This window comes from Streptomyces chattanoogensis (assembly GCF_001294335.1).
Taxonomy (GTDB): domain Bacteria; phylum Actinomycetota; class Actinomycetes; order Streptomycetales; family Streptomycetaceae; genus Streptomyces; species Streptomyces chattanoogensis.
The window spans coordinates 515092-533066 of sequence record NZ_LGKG01000001.1 but is presented as its reverse complement, the minus strand read 5'-3'; the positions used below and the strand labels follow the sequence as shown (position 1 = coordinate 533066).

The following is a 17975-nucleotide window of genomic DNA, read 5'->3' as shown; positions in this document are numbered from 1 at the left end:
CGCCGTGTGACGTCTCGCCGTTGCGCCTGGCGGCGGGCAGCGGGGGAAGAGGCCGCTGGGGGCGGGCGTAGCAGCCCGCCCCCAGGCACAACGGTCCGTCAGACAGAGGCGGACGACTTCGCGCCACCTCCCCGCGGCCCGACAACGCCCCCGTCCGCCACCGGTGGCGCCCCGCCGTCGTCGGCCGACGCCGTCTCGGCAAACGGCAGTCGCCCGGCCAGCACCTCGGCCATCCGCGCCTTGTCGATCTCCTTGGTCCAGGTGCCGACCAGGACGGTCGCCACCGCATTGCCCGCATAGTTCGTCAGCGCCCGCGCCTCGCTCATGAAGCGGTCGATGCCGACGATCAGCCCGACGCCGTCGACCAGTTCGGGCCGGTGCGACTGGAGGCCGCCGGCCAGTGTGGCCAGGCCCGCGCCGGTGACGCCCGCCGCGCCCTTCGACGCGATGATCATGAAGAGGAGGAGCGAGAGCTGCTCGCCGAGCGAGAGCGGCTTGCCCATCGCCTCGGCGACGTACAGCGAGGACATCGTCAGATAGATGGCGGTGCCGTCCAGGTTGAAGCTGTAGCCGGTGGGGACGGTGATGCCGACCACCGGCTTGCTGACGCCCAGGTGCTCCATCTTCGCGATCAGCCTGGGGAGCGCCGACTCCGACGACGAGGTGGACAGGATCAGCAGGAATTCGCGGGCCAGATACCTCAGCAGCAAGAAGATGTTGACGCCCGCGACGAGGCGGAGCACCGTACCGAGCACCACGATCACGAACAGCAGGCAGGTGAGGTAGAAGCCGGCCATGATGATGGCCAGGGACTTCAGCGCATCCAGCCCGGTCTCGCCGACGACCGCCGCGATGGCGCCGAAGGCACCCACCGGCGCCACCCACATGATCATGGCGAGCATCCGGAACACCAGCTTCTGGAGGTGCCCGACGCCCCGCAGCACCGGCTCGCCGGCCGCGCCCAGCGCCTGCAGTCCGAAGCCGGCCAGCAGCGCCACCAGCAGCGTCTGCAGCACCTCGCCCTGGGTGAAGGCGGAGACCAGGGTGGTGGGGATGATGCCGAGCAGGAAGTCGGCGGTCGACTCGTGGCCGCCCGCGGTCTGCGCCTGGCCCGCGTGCCGGACGGTCTCCGTCAGATGCAGGCCCGACCCGGGCTCGAGGATATTGCCGACGACCAGGCCGATGGCCAGCGCGACGGTGGACATCACCATGAAGTAGCCGAGCGCCAGCCCGCCGACCGCACCGACCTTGGCGGCCTTACGGACCGAGCCGACGCCGAGCACGATGGTGCAGAAGATGACCGGCGAAATCATCATCTTGATGAGGCTCACAAAACCGGTGCCGAGCGGTTTGAGCTGGACGGCGACACCGGGGGCGGCAAAGCCCACGATGACGCCGAGCAGCACCGCGCCGATCACGGCGATGTAGAGATAGTGGGTCCGGTCCCGCTTGTGTGGTGCGGTCTCCGCGGTGGTGCCCCCGGACGGCGGGGTCTGTGCAGCCACGGCTGCCTCCTCGGGTTACGGCTGTGCGCTGGTCTGCGGCTCAGGTGCGCAACGTCCCGGCGACTATGCACGCCGCTGTGGCGCCCGTCACCCTTACGTGCATTTCGTTCACGGGAAAAGTGCGCGTGCGCACCGTGCGGGCCGCCGGGAAAGTGACCGTGCAGACTGTTCTGTATGCGACTCCCCCGTCCCTGGCCGTCCCGGCGGCTGCGCGGCCCGCGCAGTCTGGCCGGGCAGCTGTTCGCCATGCAGGTGGTGCTGGTGGCGGTGGTGGTGGCGGGCTGTGCGCTCTTCGCGTATCTGAGTGCACAGCGGCAGGCGGCGGCGACCGCGCGGCGGCAGACGACCGCCGTGGCCACCGCCGTCGCCGATTCCCCGGTGGTGGTGGCGGCGGCCCGTACGAAGGATCCGACGGCTGTGCTCCAGCCGTACACCGAGCGGCTGCGGCGCGACGCGGGCGTCGACTTCGTGGTGGTGATGGCGCCGGACGGGACGCGCTGGACGCACCCGGATCCGGCGGCGATCGGCAAGACGTACCTGGGGCACACCGGGCCCGCACTGCGCGGACGGATCTTCCCCGAGACGTATCAGGGGACGCTCGGGCCGTCCGCACGGGTCGTCGCGCCGGTGCACGATCCCCGGCAGGGCGGCCGGATCACCGCCCTGGTCAGCGCCGGGATCACCGTCGAGACGATCAGCGAGCAGCTGCGGGACCAGGTGCTGGCGGTGCTCGGGGTGGCCGCGGGCGCGCTGGCGCTCGGCGGGCTCGGGACGTATGTCATCAACGCCCGGCTGCGGCGGCACACGCACGGGATGAACGCCGCCGAGCTGAGCCGGATGCACGACTACCACCAGGCCGCGCTGCACGCCGTACGCGAGGGGCTGCTGATGCTCGACGGGCAGCGCCGGGTCGCCCTGATCAACGACGGCGGGCGGGAGCTGCTCGGGCTGTCCGGCGATGCCGTGGGGCTGCCGGTCACGGAGCTGGGGCTGCCGCAGCCGCTGACCGAGGCGCTGCTGGCGCCCGGCCCCCGGGTCGACGAGCTGCATCTGACCGCCGAGCGGGTGCTGGTCGTCAATGCGGCCCCGGTCTCCGGCGGCGAGCGGCTCGGCAGCGTGGTCACCTTGCGCGATCACACCGAACTCCAGGCGCTGTCGGGCGAGTTGGACTCCGTACGGGGCTTCGCCGAGGCGCTGCGTTCGCAGGCGCACGAGGCCGCCAACCGGCTGCACACCGTCGTCTCGCTGATCGAGCTGGGGCGGGCCGAGGAGGCGGTGGACTTCGCGACCGCCGAGCTGGAGCTGGCGCAGGCGCTGACCGATCGGGTGGTCGGCGCGGTGGCCGAGCCCGTGCTCGCCGCGCTGCTGCTCGGCAAGGCGGCGCAGGCCAACGAGCGCGGCGTCGAGCTGGTGCTGACCCCCGACAGCCGGATCGACGACGGGGTGCTGCCGCCCGGGCTGCCCGCCCGCGATCTGGTGACGGTGCTGGGCAACCTGATCGACAACGCCATCGACGCCGCCGCACCGCCGCAGGAACGCGCCGCTGCCGTGCGGGTGACCGCGCGGGCGGCGGGCGGCGAACTGCTGCTGTGCGTTGCCGACAACGGCCCCGGCGTGGCGGCGGGCGCCACGGAGGAGATCTTCCGGCGGGGCTGGTCCACCAAGTCCGGGCCGGGCCGCGGCCTGGGGCTCGCCCTCGTCCGGCAGGCCGTCCGCCGTAACCGCGGCACCCTCACCCTGGACCCGGCGCCCGGGGGCGGCGCGCGGTTCACCGTACGGCTGCCGCTGCACGCCCCCGGCGGCGCACCGGGCGGCCCCCGCACCACGGGAGGCACCCGGTGAGCGGCCCCGGCATCCGGGTCCTGGTCGTCGAGGACGATCCGGTCGCCGCCGACGCACACGCCCTGTACGTCGGGCGGGTGCCCGGCTTCACCGTCTCCGGCACCGTGCACTCCATGGCCGACGCCCGCCGCCACCTGGACCAGCACCCCGTCGACCTCCTGCTGCTCGACCTCTATCTGCCCGACGGCCACGGGCTGCATCTCGTACGGACCCTGCGCGCGGCCGGGCACGGCGCGGACATCATCGCCGTCACCTCGGCCCGCGACCTGGCGATGGTGCGCGAGGGCGTCTCGCTCGGCGTGGTGCAGTACGTGCTCAAGCCCTTCACCTTCGCCACCTTGCGCGACCGGCTCACCCGTTACGCCGCGTTCCGCGCCACCACGGGCGAGGCCAGCGGCCAGGACGAGGTGGACCGGGCGATCGCCGCACTGCGCGCGCCGCGGCCGGCCGCGCCGCCCAAGGGGCTGACCGCCGCCACCCTGCGCGCGGTGACCGAGGCGCTGCGGGCCGCCGGGGGCGGGCTGACGGCGGCGGAGACGGCCGCCGCCGTGGGGATCTCGCGGATCACCGCCCGCCGCTATCTGGAGCATCTGGTCGAGAGCGGCCGGGCCGCCCGCGCCCCGCAGTACGGCCAGGTGGGCCGCCCGGAACTGCGCTACCGCTGGTCGGGGCATTGACCGACGGTGAGCGGTGACTTACTTTCGGCAAGCAACACGCCGTGGTTAGTGGCTAGTTGGAGGTCGCCGTGCGCCCCACCGCCCCGCTGATTCTGCTCACCGCCGCCGTCCTTGCCGCCGGTACGCTCACCGCCTGCGGCAGCAGGTCCGGGAGCGACCGGAACACCGTCAAAGTCGCCTTCATCAAGGACACCAACGGCAAGGTGCTGGTCCGCGACCAGTACATCGCCCTCGTGGCCCGGGAATTCGAGAAGGCCAACCCCGGGAAAAAGGTCAGGCTCATTCCGATCCAGGCGTCGGAGAACGACTACTACACCAAGATCCAGCAGATGATGCGCTCCCCGAGGACCGCGCCCGATCTGGTCTACGAGGACACCTTTCTGGTCAACTCCGATATCAAGGCGGGGCTGTTGCGCCCCCTGGACGGCTATCTGGCCAAGTGGAAGGACTGGCACCAGTTCGAGGCGAGCGCGAAGACCGCGGCAAAGGCGCAGGACGGCAGGACGTACGGCGTCCCGGACGGCACCGACACCCGGGGGCTGTGGTTCAACAGGAAAATCTTCGAGAAGGCGGGGCTGCCGGCGCAGTGGCGGCCCCGGACCTGGGACGATGTGCTGTCCGCGGCCCGCACCGTCAAGGACCGGGTCCCCGGCGTCATTCCGCTCAACGTCTTCACCGGAAAGGGCGCGGGCGAGGCCGCCGTGATGCAGGGCTTCGAAATGCTGCTGTACGGGACCGGAGAACATCCGCTCTACGATCCGGGCGCAAAGAAATGGGTCACCGGCAGCAAGGGATTCCGGGACAGCCTGAAATTCCTCGACACGGTTTACCGGGAAAAGCTCGGGCCCGATGTCTCCGATGCCCTGAGCCCCAACATCCAGACCAGTGTGGCCGCGGAGCTGCTGCCCGAGGAGAAGCTGGCGATCGACCTGGACGGATCGTGGCTCGGCCAGCAGTGGCAGAAGACGGGCGGCGGCAACCCGTGGCCCGCATGGTCGACGACGCTCGGCCAGGCGCCGTTCCCCACCCAGCACGGCGCCGCCCCCGGCAAGGTCAGCCTGGCCGGGGGCTGGACCTGGTCCGTACCGCAGAAGTCCCAACAGCCCGACCTCGCCTGGAAGTTGATCGAGACGTTCCAGTCACGGAAGAACGCCCTGGAATGGTGCGTACGAGGCGCGCAGATCGCGGTCCGCAAGGATGTCGCGGCCGATCCGCGCTATCGGCGGTCCGTCCCCGGCATCGGCTTCTTCACCGGCCTGGTCGAGGTCAGCCGGTACCGGCCGGCGCTGCCCGTCTACCCCAGGGTCTCCGCGGCCATCGGTGAGGCGATGGAGGCCGTCACCGCCGGCACCGCCTCGCCCGAGCAGGCCGCCCGGGACTACGACGGGCAGCTGACGTCCCTCGTGGACGGCCAGGTCGTCGCCAAGCCATGAGCCGGAACCGGACCCGGAGCCGTAACCGTCCGCGTGCCCGTACCCGTACCCGTACGGCCCTGCTGCGCTGGTCCCCCCTCGCCCCCGCCACCGTCCTCCTCCTGCTCTTCCTCGCCGGCCCGATCGGCTACTGCGTGGGGATCGCCTTCACCGACACCCAGCTGACCGGCCAGGAGTCGGCGTCCTTCGTCGGGCTGGCCAACTTCCGGCACGCCGTCACCGACCCGGACTTCCTCCACGCGGTCGTGCTCACCCTGGTGTTCACCGTGGTCTCCTCGCTCCTCGGCCAGAACACCCTGGGGCTGGCGCTGGCCGGTCTGATGCGGCGCGCCTCGCGGCCGCTGCGGACCCTGACGGGAGCGGTGGTGATCACCGCCTGGGTGATCCCGGAAATCGTCGCCGCGTTCCTCCTCTACAGCTTCTTCGAGCGGCGCGGCACCCTCAACGCCCTCCTGGAGTGGCTCCGTCTGCCCACCCAGAACTGGCTGTTCACGCTGCCCATCCTGGCCGTGTCGTTCGCCAACGTCTGGCGCGGCACCGCCTTCTCGATGCTCCTCTACGGCGCGGCGCTCGACGGGATCCCCCAGGAGGTCACCGAGTCCGCGGAGGTCGACGGCGCGGGCGGACCGCGGCGGCTGTGGCACATCACGCTGCCGATGATCCGCCGCTCCATCGGCACCAATCTGATGCTCAACACCCTCCAGACGCTCTCCGTCTTCGGCCTGATCTGGACGATGACGCGCGGCGGTCCGGGCAACCGCAGCCAGACCCTGCCGGTGTTCATGTACGACCAGGCCTTCCTGAAGTCCCTGATCGGCTACGGCACCGCGGTGGCGCTGCTGCTGCTCCTGGTGGGCGCGCTGTTCGCGGCCGCGTATCTGCGGCTGATGCGGGAGGAGGTGTGAGGCCGGTGATGTCCCGCCGTACCCGCCGCCGGCTCGCCGCCGACGCCGCCCTGCTGGTGGTGGCCGCGGCCTTCGCGCTCCCTCTGGTCTGGCTCGTCCTGTCCTCCGTGAACGCCGAGGCGACGCTGCGCGTACGGCTCCCGAAGCCGCCCACCCTGCACAACTTCTCGGCGGTCCTGACCGACGAGATCACCTTCACGCCGATGCTCAACAGTCTGCTGCTGTGCGGCGGGGCCACCCTGATCACGGTCGTCTGCGCGGCGCCGGCCGCCTATCCGCTCTCCCGTTTCCGCGCCCGCTTCAGCCGCCCGTACCTGCTGACCCTGCTGTTCGCGACCTGTCTACCGATCACCGCGGTCATGGTCCCGGTCTACGGCCTGTTCGTGCAGGTCAACCTGATCGACACGAGGTACGGCACCGCCCTCTTCCTGGCCGCCTCCCAACTGCCGTTCGCCATCTGGCTGATGAAGAACTTCATGGACGGGGTGCCGAAGGCTCTGGAGGAGGCCGCCTGGACGGACGGCGCCTCCTGGCCGCAGACGCTGCTGCGGATCGTCCTGCCCCTGATGGGCCCCGGTCTCGCGGTCGTGACCGTCTACACCTTCATCATGATGTGGGGCAATTTCTTCGTCCCCTTCATGCTGCTGCTCTCCCCCGAGCAGCTGCCCGCGTCCGTCAGCGTCTTCACCTTCTTCGGCAGCAAGGGCAGCGTGGCCTTCGGGGAGCTGGCCGCGTTCTCCCTGCTGTACTCGACGCCGGTGATCATGCTGTACGTGCTGATCGCGCGGCGGCTGGGCGGCGGGGTCGCGCTGGGCGGAGCGGTGAAGGGGTAGCGGGCGCGGCGGACCCGGGGGCCGGGGCGGAGCGATCTCTTGCTGCACCCGTACGAAGCTATGAGTTAACAACTTGTTCATATACCCAATAGGTGCGAAAGCCCCAGGTCACTTACCGTGTGCCCGTGAACACGCACGTCCAGGAGCCCCACAGGCCCCCTTTCAACGCCGAGGCCGCCCGCCGGCTCCGCGAAGCCCTCGGCATGACGCCCGCCCATGTGGCGTACGGGATGGCGGCCGCCTACGGGCTGCGGGTGCCGCCCGCCACGGTGGCGGCGTGGGAGGCGGGCGAGAGCGCCCCCACCGATGCGGAGCTGACCGCGCTGGCGGGTGCGCTGTGGTGTGCGCCCGGGGAGCTGCTGGGAGCGCCCGGGACGCTGCGCGAGTACCGGCTGGCGCAGGGGCTCGCGGCGGACGATCTGGCGCGCGAGATCGGTATGGACCGGCGGGCGTACGAGCGGCTGGAGGACGGCGGGAAATGGACCGGCAACGACCGGCAGGCTGCGGCGCTCGGCGAGGTGCTCCGGCTGCCGTCGGCCGCGCTGGTGCGGTTCACCGGGCGGGACGAGAAGCTGACCGAGCTGCTGACCAGCGCCGTCACCACGCGGTGGCAGGCGTATGTGCGGCCGGTCGGCAAGGTCGTACCGGCGCCCAAGGAACGGATCCAGGAGGTGCTGCAGGAGCTGCACGGCGAGTATCAGGCGGGCATGGCCGGGACGCTGAACTGGGGCGGCGGGGGCGGCGCCGAAGAGGCCGGCGAGGCGGGGCGCGCGTTCCTGGCGAGGCTCCTGGCGGAGTTCTGGGAGCGGATCGAGCGGTAGGGTCCGCGGGCGGCGCGTCGGCCTGAGGTTCCGGCCCGGGTCCACCCACGGTATGACGTGGGGGCGGACGTAGCACTTCCTGCCGAGCCGGTATTGGGAACCTGGGGTTGACGTCCGGCTGACCTGCGGATTCGAGAATAGGGACATCACCACGACCGTCCCTTTCCGACTGTTCCCGTCAGGAGTCCCCGTGTCCCACGCGGCCGCCGCCTTCCCCGGTTCCCCCGCTTCCTCCGCCCGCGCCGCCGCGGCTGTCGCCGCCCGTGCCAGTGACCTGAGCAAGGTCTACGGCGAGGGCGAGACGCGCGTGGTCGCGCTGGACTCCGTCTCCGTCGAGTTCGGCAAGGCCCGCTTCACCGCGATCATGGGCCCGTCCGGCTCCGGCAAGTCCACGCTGATGCACTGCATGGCGGGGCTGGACGGGATCTCGTCGGGCTCCGCACGGATCGGCGACGTCGAGCTGGCGTCGCTGAACGACCGGCAGCTGACCCGGCTGCGCCGGGACAAGATCGGCTTCATCTTCCAGGCGTTCAATCTGCTGCCGACGCTGACCGCGCTGGAGAACATCACGCTGCCGATGGACATCGCGGGCCGCCGGCCCGAAAAGGAGTGGCTGAGCAGGGTCATCGAGACGGTCGGCCTGTCCGGGCGGCTGGCGCACCGGCCGGCGCAGCTGTCGGGCGGTCAGCAGCAGCGGGTGGCGGTGGCGCGGGCGCTGGCCGCCCAGCCGGAGATCATCTTCGCGGACGAGCCGACCGGCAATCTCGACTCCCGGTCCGGCGCCGAGGTGCTGGGCTTTCTGCGCGAGTCGGTGCGGGCGATGCAGCAGACAGTGGTGATGGTCACGCATGACCCGGTCGCCGCGAGCTATGCCGACCGGGTGGTCTTCCTCGCCGACGGCCGCATAGTCGAGGAGCTGTACGACCCGACCGCCGACGCCGTCCTGGACCGGATGCGGCTCTTCGAGGCCAAGGGCCGTACGAGCTGACGCCCCGGGCCCTCCCCGCCGGCGCGATGCGCCCCGCCGTCCCGTTCCCTCCGTAATCCAGAGCCATCTGACTCCAGGACTGACACCACCACCATGCTGCGAACCGCCCTGCGCAACGTCCTTGCGCACAAAGCCCGATTGATGATGACCGCGCTCGCGGTCCTGCTCGGCGTCGCCTTCGTCGCCGGCACCCTGATCTTCAGCGACACCGTCGGCGAGGCCGTCAAGAACGCCTCGGCCAAGAACCTCAAGGACGTGGCCGTCTCCGTCCAGGCCGCCAACGACGCCCCCGAAGCGCCCGATGCCGTCGACGCGGGCAAGGACGGCAAGCGGGCCACCGCCCTCGACGACAAGCTGGCGGACCGGATCCGCGCGCTGCCCGGGGTGGCCTCCGTACGGTCCGATGTCACCGGCGAGGCGACCCTCGCGGGAAAGGACGACCAGCCCATCGGCAACGGCTGGCAGAACCGCGCGGTCAACTACCAGCCGGGGAAGGACGGCAAGGACAGCCGCTATCCGCTGGTGCAGGGGCGCGGTCCGGCCGGTGCGGGCGAGATGGCGCTGGCCGAGAGCACGGCCGAGGCCGCCGGGTACCGCGTCGGGGACACCGTGCGGTTCGCGACCGACGGGCCGGTGCTGAAGAAGAAGCTGGTCGGGATCGTCGCGTCCGACGATCCGCAGGTGACCGCGGGCGGCAGCCTGGCGCTGTTCGACACCGCGACCGCGCAGAAGATGTATCTGCACCCCGGGCAGTTCGACGAGCTGGTGGTGGCGGCCACCCCCGGCACCGACGAGCGGGCACTGACCGCAAAGGTCCGAGACGTCCTGCCCAAGGGCCGCGCCGAGGCGACCAGCGGCGCCGAACTCGCCTCCCAGCAGGCCAGGATGATCGCCGAGCAGAACAGCGCGCTGAGCAAGACCCTGCTGACCTTCGCCGGGATCGCCCTGTTCGTCGGGGTGTTCATCATCGCCAACACCTTCACCATGCTCATATCCCAGCGCAGCCGCGAAATCGCGCTGCTGCGCGCGGTCGGCGCCTCGCGCCGGCAGGTGGTCCGCTCGGTGCTGGCCGAGGCAGGTCTGCTGGGCCTGATCTCCTCCGTCGTCGGATTCGCGCTGGGCGCGGGTATCGCGGTCGGTCTGCGTGCGGTGCTGGATGCCAACGGCGCGGGCTTCCCGGACGGGCCGGTCGTCATCCGCCCGGCCACGGTCCTGGCCGCGCTCGGTGTCGGTGTCGTGGTGACCGTACTGGCCGCCTGGCTGCCGTCCCGTAAGGCCGCGAAGATCGCGCCGGTCGAGGCGCTGAGCACCGTCGAGGCGCCGGCCGCACCGCGCAGTCTGGTCATCCGCAACTCCATCGGCGCGGTGATCGGCGGCCTGGGCGTCGCGGTCATGCTCTATGTCTCGACCCTGAAGTCCGGCGACGATCTGCCGATCGCCATGGCGGGCTCGATGCTCACGCTGACCGGCGTGATCATCCTGGCGCCGCTGCTGTCCCGGCCGCTGGTCTCGCTGGCCGGGCTGGTCACCACCCGGCTGTTCGGCATCGGCGGCAAGCTGGCCAAGGAGAACGCGCTGCGCAATCCGCGCCGTACGGCCGCCACCGCGTCCGCGCTGATGATCGGTCTCACCCTGATCACCGGGATGACGGTCGTCGGGCACTCCGCGCAGCGGGGCATGGACAAGATGGCCGCCACCGGCCTGACGGCCGACTACAAGATCGCGACGTCGACGTTCACCGGTCTGGACCCCGAACTGTCCAAGAAGGTGGCGAAGGTTCCGGGCGTGGCGGCGATGGTCCCGTTCCGCGAGACGGTCATCGGCAGCGGCGGAGGCTTCGGCGTTGTCCGCGGCACCGACCTCACACAGGTCGACAAGGTCACCCAACTCACCTTCAAGCAGGGTTCGTTGAAATCCGTCGGGGGTGACGGTATCGCGGTCTCGCAGAGCTGGGCCAAGCAGCGTGGCTGGCACGCCGGTGACGTGGTGGACGCCGAGTTCAATGACAAGAAGAAGACGAAGCTGAAGATCGCCGCCATCTATGCGGACAACGAGGCGCTCGGCGACGCCATCGCCGATCTGTCCCTGGCCACCCCGCACATGGATCGGGTCAAGGACGACGAACTGCTGGTCAAGGCGACCAACGGCGCTTCCGATGCGCTGGTCAAGGAGATCCGGCACGCCCTCGGTGACAGCCCGCTGCTGAAGATCCAGAGCCAGGACGACATGCGCAAGGAGAACGCCAAGCAGATCGACACCGTTCTGAACATGGTCTACGGGCTGCTGGGCATGGCCGTCATCATCGCGGTGGTCGGCGTCGTCAACACCCTGGCGATGTCGGTGTTCGAGCGGACCCGGGAGATAGGGATGCTGCGCGCCATCGGGCTGGCGCGCAGCGGCATCAAGCAGATGGTCCGGCTGGAGTCGGTGGTCATCTCGCTGTTCGGCGCGGTGCTCGGCATCGGCGTGGGGATCTTCCTGGCCTGGGCCGGCGGCAGCCTGGTCGGGTCGTCGTTCCCCACGTACGAGATGGTGCTGCCCTGGGGCCGGCTCGGCCTGTTCCTGCTGATCGCGCTGGTCGTGGGCGTGCTGGCGGCCCTGTGGCCGGCCCGCCGGGCGGCCCGGCTGAACATGCTGGAGGCCATCGGCGCGCAGTAGGCCGTAAGGCACCGGGCCCGTGAAGCGGCGGGCCCGTAACGCACCAGAAGGCGGCGCGCCCACCGGCGCGCCGCCTTCTGTACAGCGGTTTCCGTACCGCGGCCTCCGTACGGTCGCTTTCCGTACGACGGCCTTCGGTGACGTGGGGTCAGAAGACCGACTCGGCCTCGTCCATGCGGTTCGCGGGGACGGTCTTCAGCTCGGTGACCGCGTCGGCCAGGGGCACCATCGTGATGTCCGTACCGCGCAGCGCGGTCATCTTGCCGAAGTCGCCGCGGTGGGCGGCCTCGACGGCGTGCCAGCCGAAGCGGGTGGCGAGGACCCGGTCGTAAGCGGTGGGGGTGCCGCCGCGCTGGACATGGCCGAGGATGACCGGGCGGGCCTCCTTGCCCAGGCGCTTCTCCAGCTCATGGGCGAGGGCGGTGCCGATACCGGAGAAGCGCTCATGGCCGTACTGGTCGATGGCGCCCTTCTTGTAGTCCATGGTGCCGGGGGCCGGGTGCGCGCCCTCGGCGACGCAGATCACGGCGAACTTCTTGCCCCGGGCGAAGCGTTCCTCGACCATCGCGACCAGGTCGTTGACATCGAATCCCCGCTCCGGCAGGCAGATGCCGTGGGCGCCGCCGGCCATCCCGGACTCCAGCGCGATCCAGCCCGCGTGCCGGCCCATGACCTCGACGACCATGACCCGCTGGTGCGATTCCGCGGTGGTCTTGAGGCGGTCGATGGCCTCGGTCGCAACGCCGACGGCGGTGTCGAAGCCGAAGGTGCGGTCGGTGGAGGAGATGTCGTTGTCGATGGTCTTGGGCACACCGACGACGGGCAGCCCGGCGTCCGACAGCATCCGGGCGGCGGTGAGGGTGCCCTCGCCGCCGATCGGGATCAGGACGTCGATGCCGTAGTCCTTGGAGTGGTCCTTGGCGTCCTCGCAGGCCTCGCGGAGCCGGGCCCGCTCGAGCCGGGACGAGCCGAGGATGGTGCCGCCGCGGGCGAGGATGCCGCTGACCGCCTCGAGGTCGAGCTTGCGGAAGCGGCCGTCGAGCAGACCGGCGAAGCCGTCCTCGAAACCGATGACCTCGTCGCCGTGGCCGGTGAGGGCGCGGTGGACAACAGACCGGATCACAGCATTCAGGCCGGGGCAGTCGCCGCCTGCGGTGAGGACTCCGATACGCATCGTGCTGTGTCTCCTGTGCTCGCTGTTGGTTCTTGTGAGCCGGTCCGATTGTTTCACGGTCCCACCGCCCCGCGCGCACCTCGCGGGCCACCCCGTGCCGTCTCCCCGCCCGGCCCTCAGGGAGACTGGGAGAGCGGCTTAACCATCCGCGCAGGTATTGTCAAGAGGGGCACGCCCACCATATCGGCTAATTTTGATCGTGTGAGTCACACCGCGGCTCACCCACAACGCGAGGGACGGAGAGCACGCGTGACGCGCAGCGTGTACGTGACCGGGATCGACCGCGGCGACGGCCGCCAGGTCATCGAGCTGGGGGTCATGGAGCTCCTGACCCGCCATGTCGACCGGGTGGGCGTCTTCCGCCCGCTGGTCCACGACAACGGGCCCGACCGGCTGTTCGACCTGCTGCGGGCACGCTACCGGCTCACCCAGTCCGCCGACACCGTCTACGGCATCGGTTATGCGGAGGCCGCCACCCTCCAGGCCGAGCGCGGCACCGACGAGCTGGTCTCCCGGCTCGTCGACCGCTTCCACGCGGTGGCCCGGGAGTACGAGTACGTCCTGGTCCTCGGCTCGGACTACGCCGACACCAACCTCCCGGCCGAGCTGGCCCTCAACGCCCGGCTCGCCAACGAATTCGGCGCCGCGGTGCTGCCCGTGGTCGGCGGCCAGGGCCAGGACGCGGAGTCGGTGCGCGCCGAGGTCCGCAACGCCTACCGCGCCTACCACTCGCTGGGCTGCGATGTCGTCGCCATGGTCGCCAACCGGGTCGCCCCCGAGCTGCGCACCGCCATCGTCGAACGGCTCGCCGCCCGCCTCCCGGTGCCCTGCTACGCGCTCCCCGAGGACGGCTCGCTCTCCGCGCCGACCGTCGGCCAGATCGTGCACACCCTCGGCGCCGAGGTCCTGCTCGGCGACGACTCGGGCCTCGCCCGGGACGCCCGGGACTTCGTCTTCGGCGGCGCCATGCTGCCGACCTTCCTCAAGGCGCTCACCCCCGGCTGCCTGGTGGTCACCCCCGGCGACCGGGCCGACCTGGTCATCGGCTCGCTCGCCGCGCACAGCGCCGGCGCCCCGCCGATCGCCGGTGTGGTGCTCACCCTCGACGAGCGGCCCGGCCCGGACATCATGGCGCTGGCCGAGCGGCTCGCCCCGGGCACCCCGGTCGTCTCCGTACCCGGCGGGTCCTTCCCGACCGCGGGTGAGCTGTTCGCCATCGAGGGCAAGCTCAATGCCGCCTCGCCGCGCAAGGCGGAGACCGCGCTCGGCCTGTTCGAGCGGCATGTGGACACCGTGGAGCTGACGAACCGCATCTCCGTCGCCCGCTCCGGCCGGGTCACGCCGATGATGTTCGAACACGAGCTGATCGAGCGCTCCCGCTCCGGCCGCCGCCGCGTCGTGCTGCCCGAGGGCAGCGAGGAGCGGGTGCTGCGCGCCGCCGATGTGCTGCTGCGCCGCGATGTCTGCGATCTGACGCTGCTGGGCGAGGAGGAGTCGATCCGCAAGCGCGCCGCCGACCTGGCCATCGACCTGGCCGGCGCGCAGATCATCGACCCGCAGACCTCCGAGCTGCGTGAACGGTTCGCCGAGCGGTACGCGAAGCTGCGCGCCCACAAGGGCGTCAGCTACGAGCTGGCGTACGACGTGGTCGCGGATGTCTCGTACTTCGGCACGCTGATGGTGCAGGAGGGGCTGGCCGACGGCATGGTGTCGGGAGCCGTCCACTCCACCGCCGCCACCATCCGCCCGGCCTTCGAGATCATCAAGACGAAGCCGGGCGCGCAGATCGTGTCGTCTGTCTTCTTCATGTGCCTGGCCGACCGTGTCCTGGTCTACGGCGACTGCGCGGTCAACCCCGACCCCGACGCCGAGCAGCTGGCGGACATCGCCATCCAGTCGGCCACCACGGCCGCGCAGTTCGGCGTCGAGCCGCGGATCGCGATGCTGTCGTACTCCACCGGCACCTCCGGCTCCGGCGCGGATGTGGACAAGGTCCGCAAGGCGACCGAGCTCGTGCGCGAGCTGCGGCCGGATCTGCTGGTCGAGGGGCCGATCCAGTACGACGCGGCGGTGGACGCGGCGGTCGCGCGCACGAAGCTGCCCGACTCCGACGTCGCCGGCAAGGCCACCGTGCTGATCTTCCCGGACCTCAACACCGGCAACAACACCTACAAGGCCGTCCAGCGCTCGGCGGGCGCGGTCGCCGTCGGCCCGGTCCTGCAGGGTCTGCGCAAGCCCGTCAACGACCTCTCGCGCGGCGCCCTCGTACAGGACATCGTCAACACCGTCGCCATCACGGCCATCCAGGCACAGGGCGCCCGGCCCGGCGCCGGACACACCGCCTGAGCCCGTCCCCTCTCACCGGAAAGCTGTACATGTCTGCCACTGCCACCCGCGTCCTCGTCCTGAACTCCGGCTCCTCGTCGGTGAAGTACCAGCTGCTCGACATGAGCGACACGGAGTCGAAGAGCGGCTCCGCCGCGGGCCGGCTCGCCGTCGGCCTGGTGGAGCGGATCGGGGAGGAGACCTCGCGTCTGGCGCACACCCCGCTCGCCACCGGCGGTGCCAAGCGCGAGACCGAGGGCCCGATAGCCGACCACGAGGCCGCGCTGAAGGCCGTCGCCGCGGAGCTGACCGCCGACGGGCTCGGGCTGGACTCGCCGGAGCTGGCCGCGATCGGCCACCGGGTGGTGCACGGCGGGCTGAAGTTCACCGCGCCGACCGTGATCGACGAGGCGGTGCTCGAGGAGATCGAGCGGCTGGTGCCGGTCGCCCCGCTGCACAACCCCGCCAACATCACCGGCATCAGGACCGCCCAGGCGCTGCGCCCCGACCTGCCGCAGGTCGCGGTCTTCGACACCGCGTTCCACACCACGATGCCGGAGTACGCGGCCCGCTACGCCATCGACGTCGAGACCGCCGACGCGCACCGCATCCGCCGCTACGGCTTCCACGGCACCTCGCACGCCTATGTCTCCCGCAAGACGGCGGAGCTCCTGGGCAAGGCGCCGGAGGAGGTCAATGTGATCGTCCTGCATCTGGGCAACGGCGCCTCGGCCTCCGCGGTGGCCGGCGGCCGCTGTGTGGACACCTCCATGGGGCTGACCCCGCTGGAGGGCCTGGTCATGGGCACCCGCTCCGGTGACATCGACCCGGCGGTCACCTTCCACCTCAAGCGGGTGGCGGGGATGGACGAGGACGAGGTGGACGTCCTGCTCAACAAGAAGAGCGGCCTGATCGGGCTGTGCGGCGACAACGACATGCGGGAGATCCGCCGCCGGATCGACGAGGGTGACGAGCGCGCCCGGCTCGCCTTCGACATCTACATCCACCGGCTGAAGAAGTACATCGGCGCCTACAGCGCGGTGCTCGGCAAGGTCGACGCGGTGGCCTTCACCGCGGGCGTCGGCGAGAACGCCGCCCCGGTGCGGGAGGCCGCCATCGCCGGTCTGGAGGAGATGGGCATGGCGGTGGACGCCGCGCGCAACGCCGTACGGTCCGACGAGCCCCGGCTGATCTCGCCCGACTATGCCCGGGTCGCGGTCGCCGTGGTACCCACCGACGAGGAACTGGAGATCGCCCAGCAGACATACGCCCTGGTCAACGCCTAGAAGTTGGTGTTTCCGCCCACCGGAATATTCCGCTCCGAAACAAACCGATAGGATTTAGCCATGCGCCGTTCCAAAATCGTCTGCACCCTGGGCCCTGCCGTTGACTCCTTCGATCAGCTCAAGACACTGATCGAAGCCGGTATGAACGTGGCCCGTTTCAACATGAGCCACGGGACCCACTCGGAGCACGAGGAGCGGTACCACCGCCTCCGCAAGGCCCAGGAGGAGACCGGCCGCGCCATCGGCGTGCTGGCCGACCTCCAGGGCCCCAAGATCCGTCTGGAGACCTTCGCCGACGGCCCGGTGGAGCTGGTGCGCGGCGACGAGTTCGTCATCACCACCGAGGACGTGCCCGGCGACAAGACCATCTGCGGGACGACCTACAAGGGCCTGCCCGGCGATGTCTCGAAGGGCGACCCGGTCCTGATCAACGACGGCAACGTGGCCCTCCAGGTCGTCGAGGTCGACGGCCCGCGGGTGCGCACCATCGTCATCGAGGGCGGGGTCATCTCCGACCACAAGGGCATCAACCTGCCCGGCGCCGCGGTGAACGTCCCCGCGCTGTCCGAGAAGGACATCGAGGACCTGAAGTTCGCCCTGAACATGGGCTGCGACATGGTCGCGCTGTCCTTCGTCCGGGACGCCAAGGACGTGCAGGACGTCCACCGCGTCATGGACGAGGTCGGCCGCCGGGTGCCGGTCATCGCCAAGGTGGAGAAGCCGCAGGCGGTGGCCAACATGCAGGAGGTCGTGATGGCCTTCGACGCGGTGATGGTGGCCCGCGGTGACCTGGCGGTGGAGTATCCGCTGGAGAAGGTCCCGATGGTGCAGAAGCGCCTGGTGGAGATGTGCCGGCGGAACGCCAAGCCGGTGATCGTGGCGACCCAGATGATGGAGTCGATGATCACCAACTCCCGGCCGACCCGCGCCGAGGCGTCCGACGTCGCCAACGCCATCCTCGACGGCGCCGACGCGGTGATGCTCTCCGCGGAATCGTCCGTGGGGCAGTACCCGATCGAAACCGTCAAGACGATGTCGAAGATCGTCGAGGCGGCCGAGGAAGAGCTGCTGTCCAAGGGCCTGCAGCCGCTGGTGCCCGGCAAGAAGCCGCGTACGCAGGGCGGCGCGGTGGCCCGTGCGGCCTGCGAGATGGCGGACTTCCTGAACGGCAAGGCGCTGGTGGCCTTCACCAAGTCCGGTGACACCGCCCGCCGCCTGTCCCGCTACCGGGCCGCGCAGCCGATCCTGGCCTTCACCACCGATGTCTCCACCCGTAACCAGCTGGCGCTGAGCTGGGGCGTGGACGCCTTCGTGGTACCGCATGTCGACAACACCGACGCGATGGTCGACCTGGTGGACGCCGAGCTGCTCAAGCTCCAGCGCTACAGCAAGGGCGACACCATGCTGATCACCGCCGGTTCGCCCCCCGGTGTCCCCGGCACCACCAACATGGTGCGGGTGCACCACCTGGGCGGCCAGAGCGCCTGACACCCGGTACGTGAAACGGCTGTGGGCCGCCCCTCCTGGG

General features: G+C 70.6%; 13 protein-coding genes. 11 read left to right on the top strand and 2 right to left on the bottom strand.

Features of this window, described 5'->3' with window-relative positions:
• Positions 1-98 precede the first annotated feature (98 nt).
• Positions 99-1505 carry a cation:dicarboxylate symporter family transporter gene (locus ADL29_RS02365; protein WP_053922081.1) on the bottom strand — a complete coding sequence of 469 codons (1407 nt, stop codon included), beginning with the start codon at positions 1503-1505 and terminating at the stop codon, positions 99-101.
• 174 nt (positions 1506-1679) lie between these two features.
• On the opposite strand from ADL29_RS02365, the gene ADL29_RS02360 reads away from it, so the two are divergent.
• From ADL29_RS02360 to ADL29_RS02325, 8 genes are all read left to right on the top strand, one after another.
• Complete coding sequence (locus tag ADL29_RS02360; protein WP_053922080.1) at positions 1680-3347, top strand: sensor histidine kinase; 1668 nt, start codon at positions 1680-1682, stop codon at positions 3345-3347.
• Positions 3344-4024 (top strand): response regulator, encoded by a 681-nt coding sequence (locus ADL29_RS02355; protein ID WP_053922079.1) that lies wholly within the window; start codon positions 3344-3346, stop codon positions 4022-4024. The genes ADL29_RS02360 and ADL29_RS02355 overlap by 4 nt, the downstream gene beginning before the upstream one ends.
• 68 nt (positions 4025-4092) lie before the next feature.
• Positions 4093-5457 carry an extracellular solute-binding protein gene (locus ADL29_RS02350; RefSeq protein WP_053922237.1) on the top strand — a complete coding sequence of 455 codons (1365 nt, stop codon included), beginning with the start codon at positions 4093-4095 and terminating at the stop codon, positions 5455-5457.
• Positions 5454-6362, top strand: a complete 909-nt coding sequence (locus ADL29_RS02345) for a carbohydrate ABC transporter permease (RefSeq protein ID WP_078970661.1) — start codon at positions 5454-5456, stop codon at positions 6360-6362. The genes ADL29_RS02350 and ADL29_RS02345 overlap by 4 nt, the downstream gene beginning before the upstream one ends.
• Positions 6363-6370: 8 nt before the next feature.
• Positions 6371-7195, top strand: a complete 825-nt coding sequence (locus ADL29_RS02340; protein ID WP_053922078.1) for a carbohydrate ABC transporter permease — start codon at positions 6371-6373, stop codon at positions 7193-7195.
• Between the two features lie 119 nt (positions 7196-7314).
• Positions 7315-8016, top strand: a complete 702-nt coding sequence (locus ADL29_RS02335) for a helix-turn-helix domain-containing protein (RefSeq protein WP_053922077.1) — start codon at positions 7315-7317, stop codon at positions 8014-8016.
• A 190-nt stretch (positions 8017-8206) separates the two neighbouring features.
• Entirely contained in the window at positions 8207-9004 is a 798-nt protein-coding gene (locus ADL29_RS02330) for an ABC transporter ATP-binding protein (RefSeq protein ID WP_053922076.1), read from the top strand.
• A gap of 93 nt (positions 9005-9097) precedes the next feature.
• On the top strand, positions 9098-11662 hold the full coding sequence (locus tag ADL29_RS02325) for an ABC transporter permease (RefSeq protein ID WP_053922075.1): 2565 nt from the start codon (positions 9098-9100) through the stop codon (positions 11660-11662).
• A 148-nt stretch (positions 11663-11810) separates the two neighbouring features.
• Here the strand turns inward: ADL29_RS02325 and ADL29_RS02320 are convergent, their stop codons facing one another.
• Positions 11811-12836 carry an ATP-dependent 6-phosphofructokinase gene (locus ADL29_RS02320; RefSeq protein ID WP_053922074.1) on the bottom strand — a complete coding sequence of 342 codons (1026 nt, stop codon included), beginning with the start codon at positions 12834-12836 and terminating at the stop codon, positions 11811-11813.
• Positions 12837-13085: 249 nt separating this feature from the next.
• Here ADL29_RS02320 and pta point away from each other — a divergent pair, with 249 nt between their 5' ends.
• The 3 genes from pta to pyk are packed head-to-tail and all read left to right on the top strand — an operon-like array spanning position 13086 to position 17935.
• Positions 13086-15182: a phosphate acetyltransferase gene (gene pta, locus ADL29_RS02315; protein WP_053922073.1), complete on the top strand. Its 2097-nt coding sequence runs from the start codon at positions 13086-13088 to the stop codon at positions 15180-15182.
• Between the two features lie 29 nt (positions 15183-15211).
• A complete protein-coding gene (locus ADL29_RS02310) occupies positions 15212-16447 on the top strand; it encodes an acetate kinase (protein WP_053922072.1) in 1236 nt (411 codons plus the stop codon).
• A gap of 60 nt (positions 16448-16507) precedes the next feature.
• Positions 16508-17935 carry a pyruvate kinase gene (gene pyk, locus ADL29_RS02305; protein WP_053922071.1) on the top strand — a complete coding sequence of 476 codons (1428 nt, stop codon included), beginning with the start codon at positions 16508-16510 and terminating at the stop codon, positions 17933-17935.
• The last annotated feature ends 40 nt before the right edge of the window (positions 17936-17975 follow it).

Bases quoted from the DNA above. Each gene is read 5' to 3' on its own strand.
- ADL29_RS02360 (WP_053922080.1), top strand. From the start codon at position 1,680: ATGCGACTCCCCCGTCCCTGGCCGTCCCGGCGGCTGCGCGGCCCGCGC.
- ADL29_RS02345 (WP_078970661.1), top strand. From the start codon at position 5,454: ATGAGCCGGAACCGGACCCGGAGCCGTAACCGTCCGCGTGCCCGTACC.
- ADL29_RS02340 (WP_053922078.1), top strand. From the start codon at position 6,371: ATGTCCCGCCGTACCCGCCGCCGGCTCGCCGCCGACGCCGCCCTGCTG.
- ADL29_RS02325 (WP_053922075.1), top strand. From the start codon at position 9,098: ATGCTGCGAACCGCCCTGCGCAACGTCCTTGCGCACAAAGCCCGATTG.
- ADL29_RS02320 (WP_053922074.1), bottom strand. From the start codon at position 12,836: ATGCGTATCGGAGTCCTCACCGCAGGCGGCGACTGCCCCGGCCTGAAT.
- ADL29_RS02310 (WP_053922072.1), top strand. From the start codon at position 15,212: ATGTCTGCCACTGCCACCCGCGTCCTCGTCCTGAACTCCGGCTCCTCG.
- pyk (WP_053922071.1), top strand. From the start codon at position 16,508: ATGCGCCGTTCCAAAATCGTCTGCACCCTGGGCCCTGCCGTTGACTCC.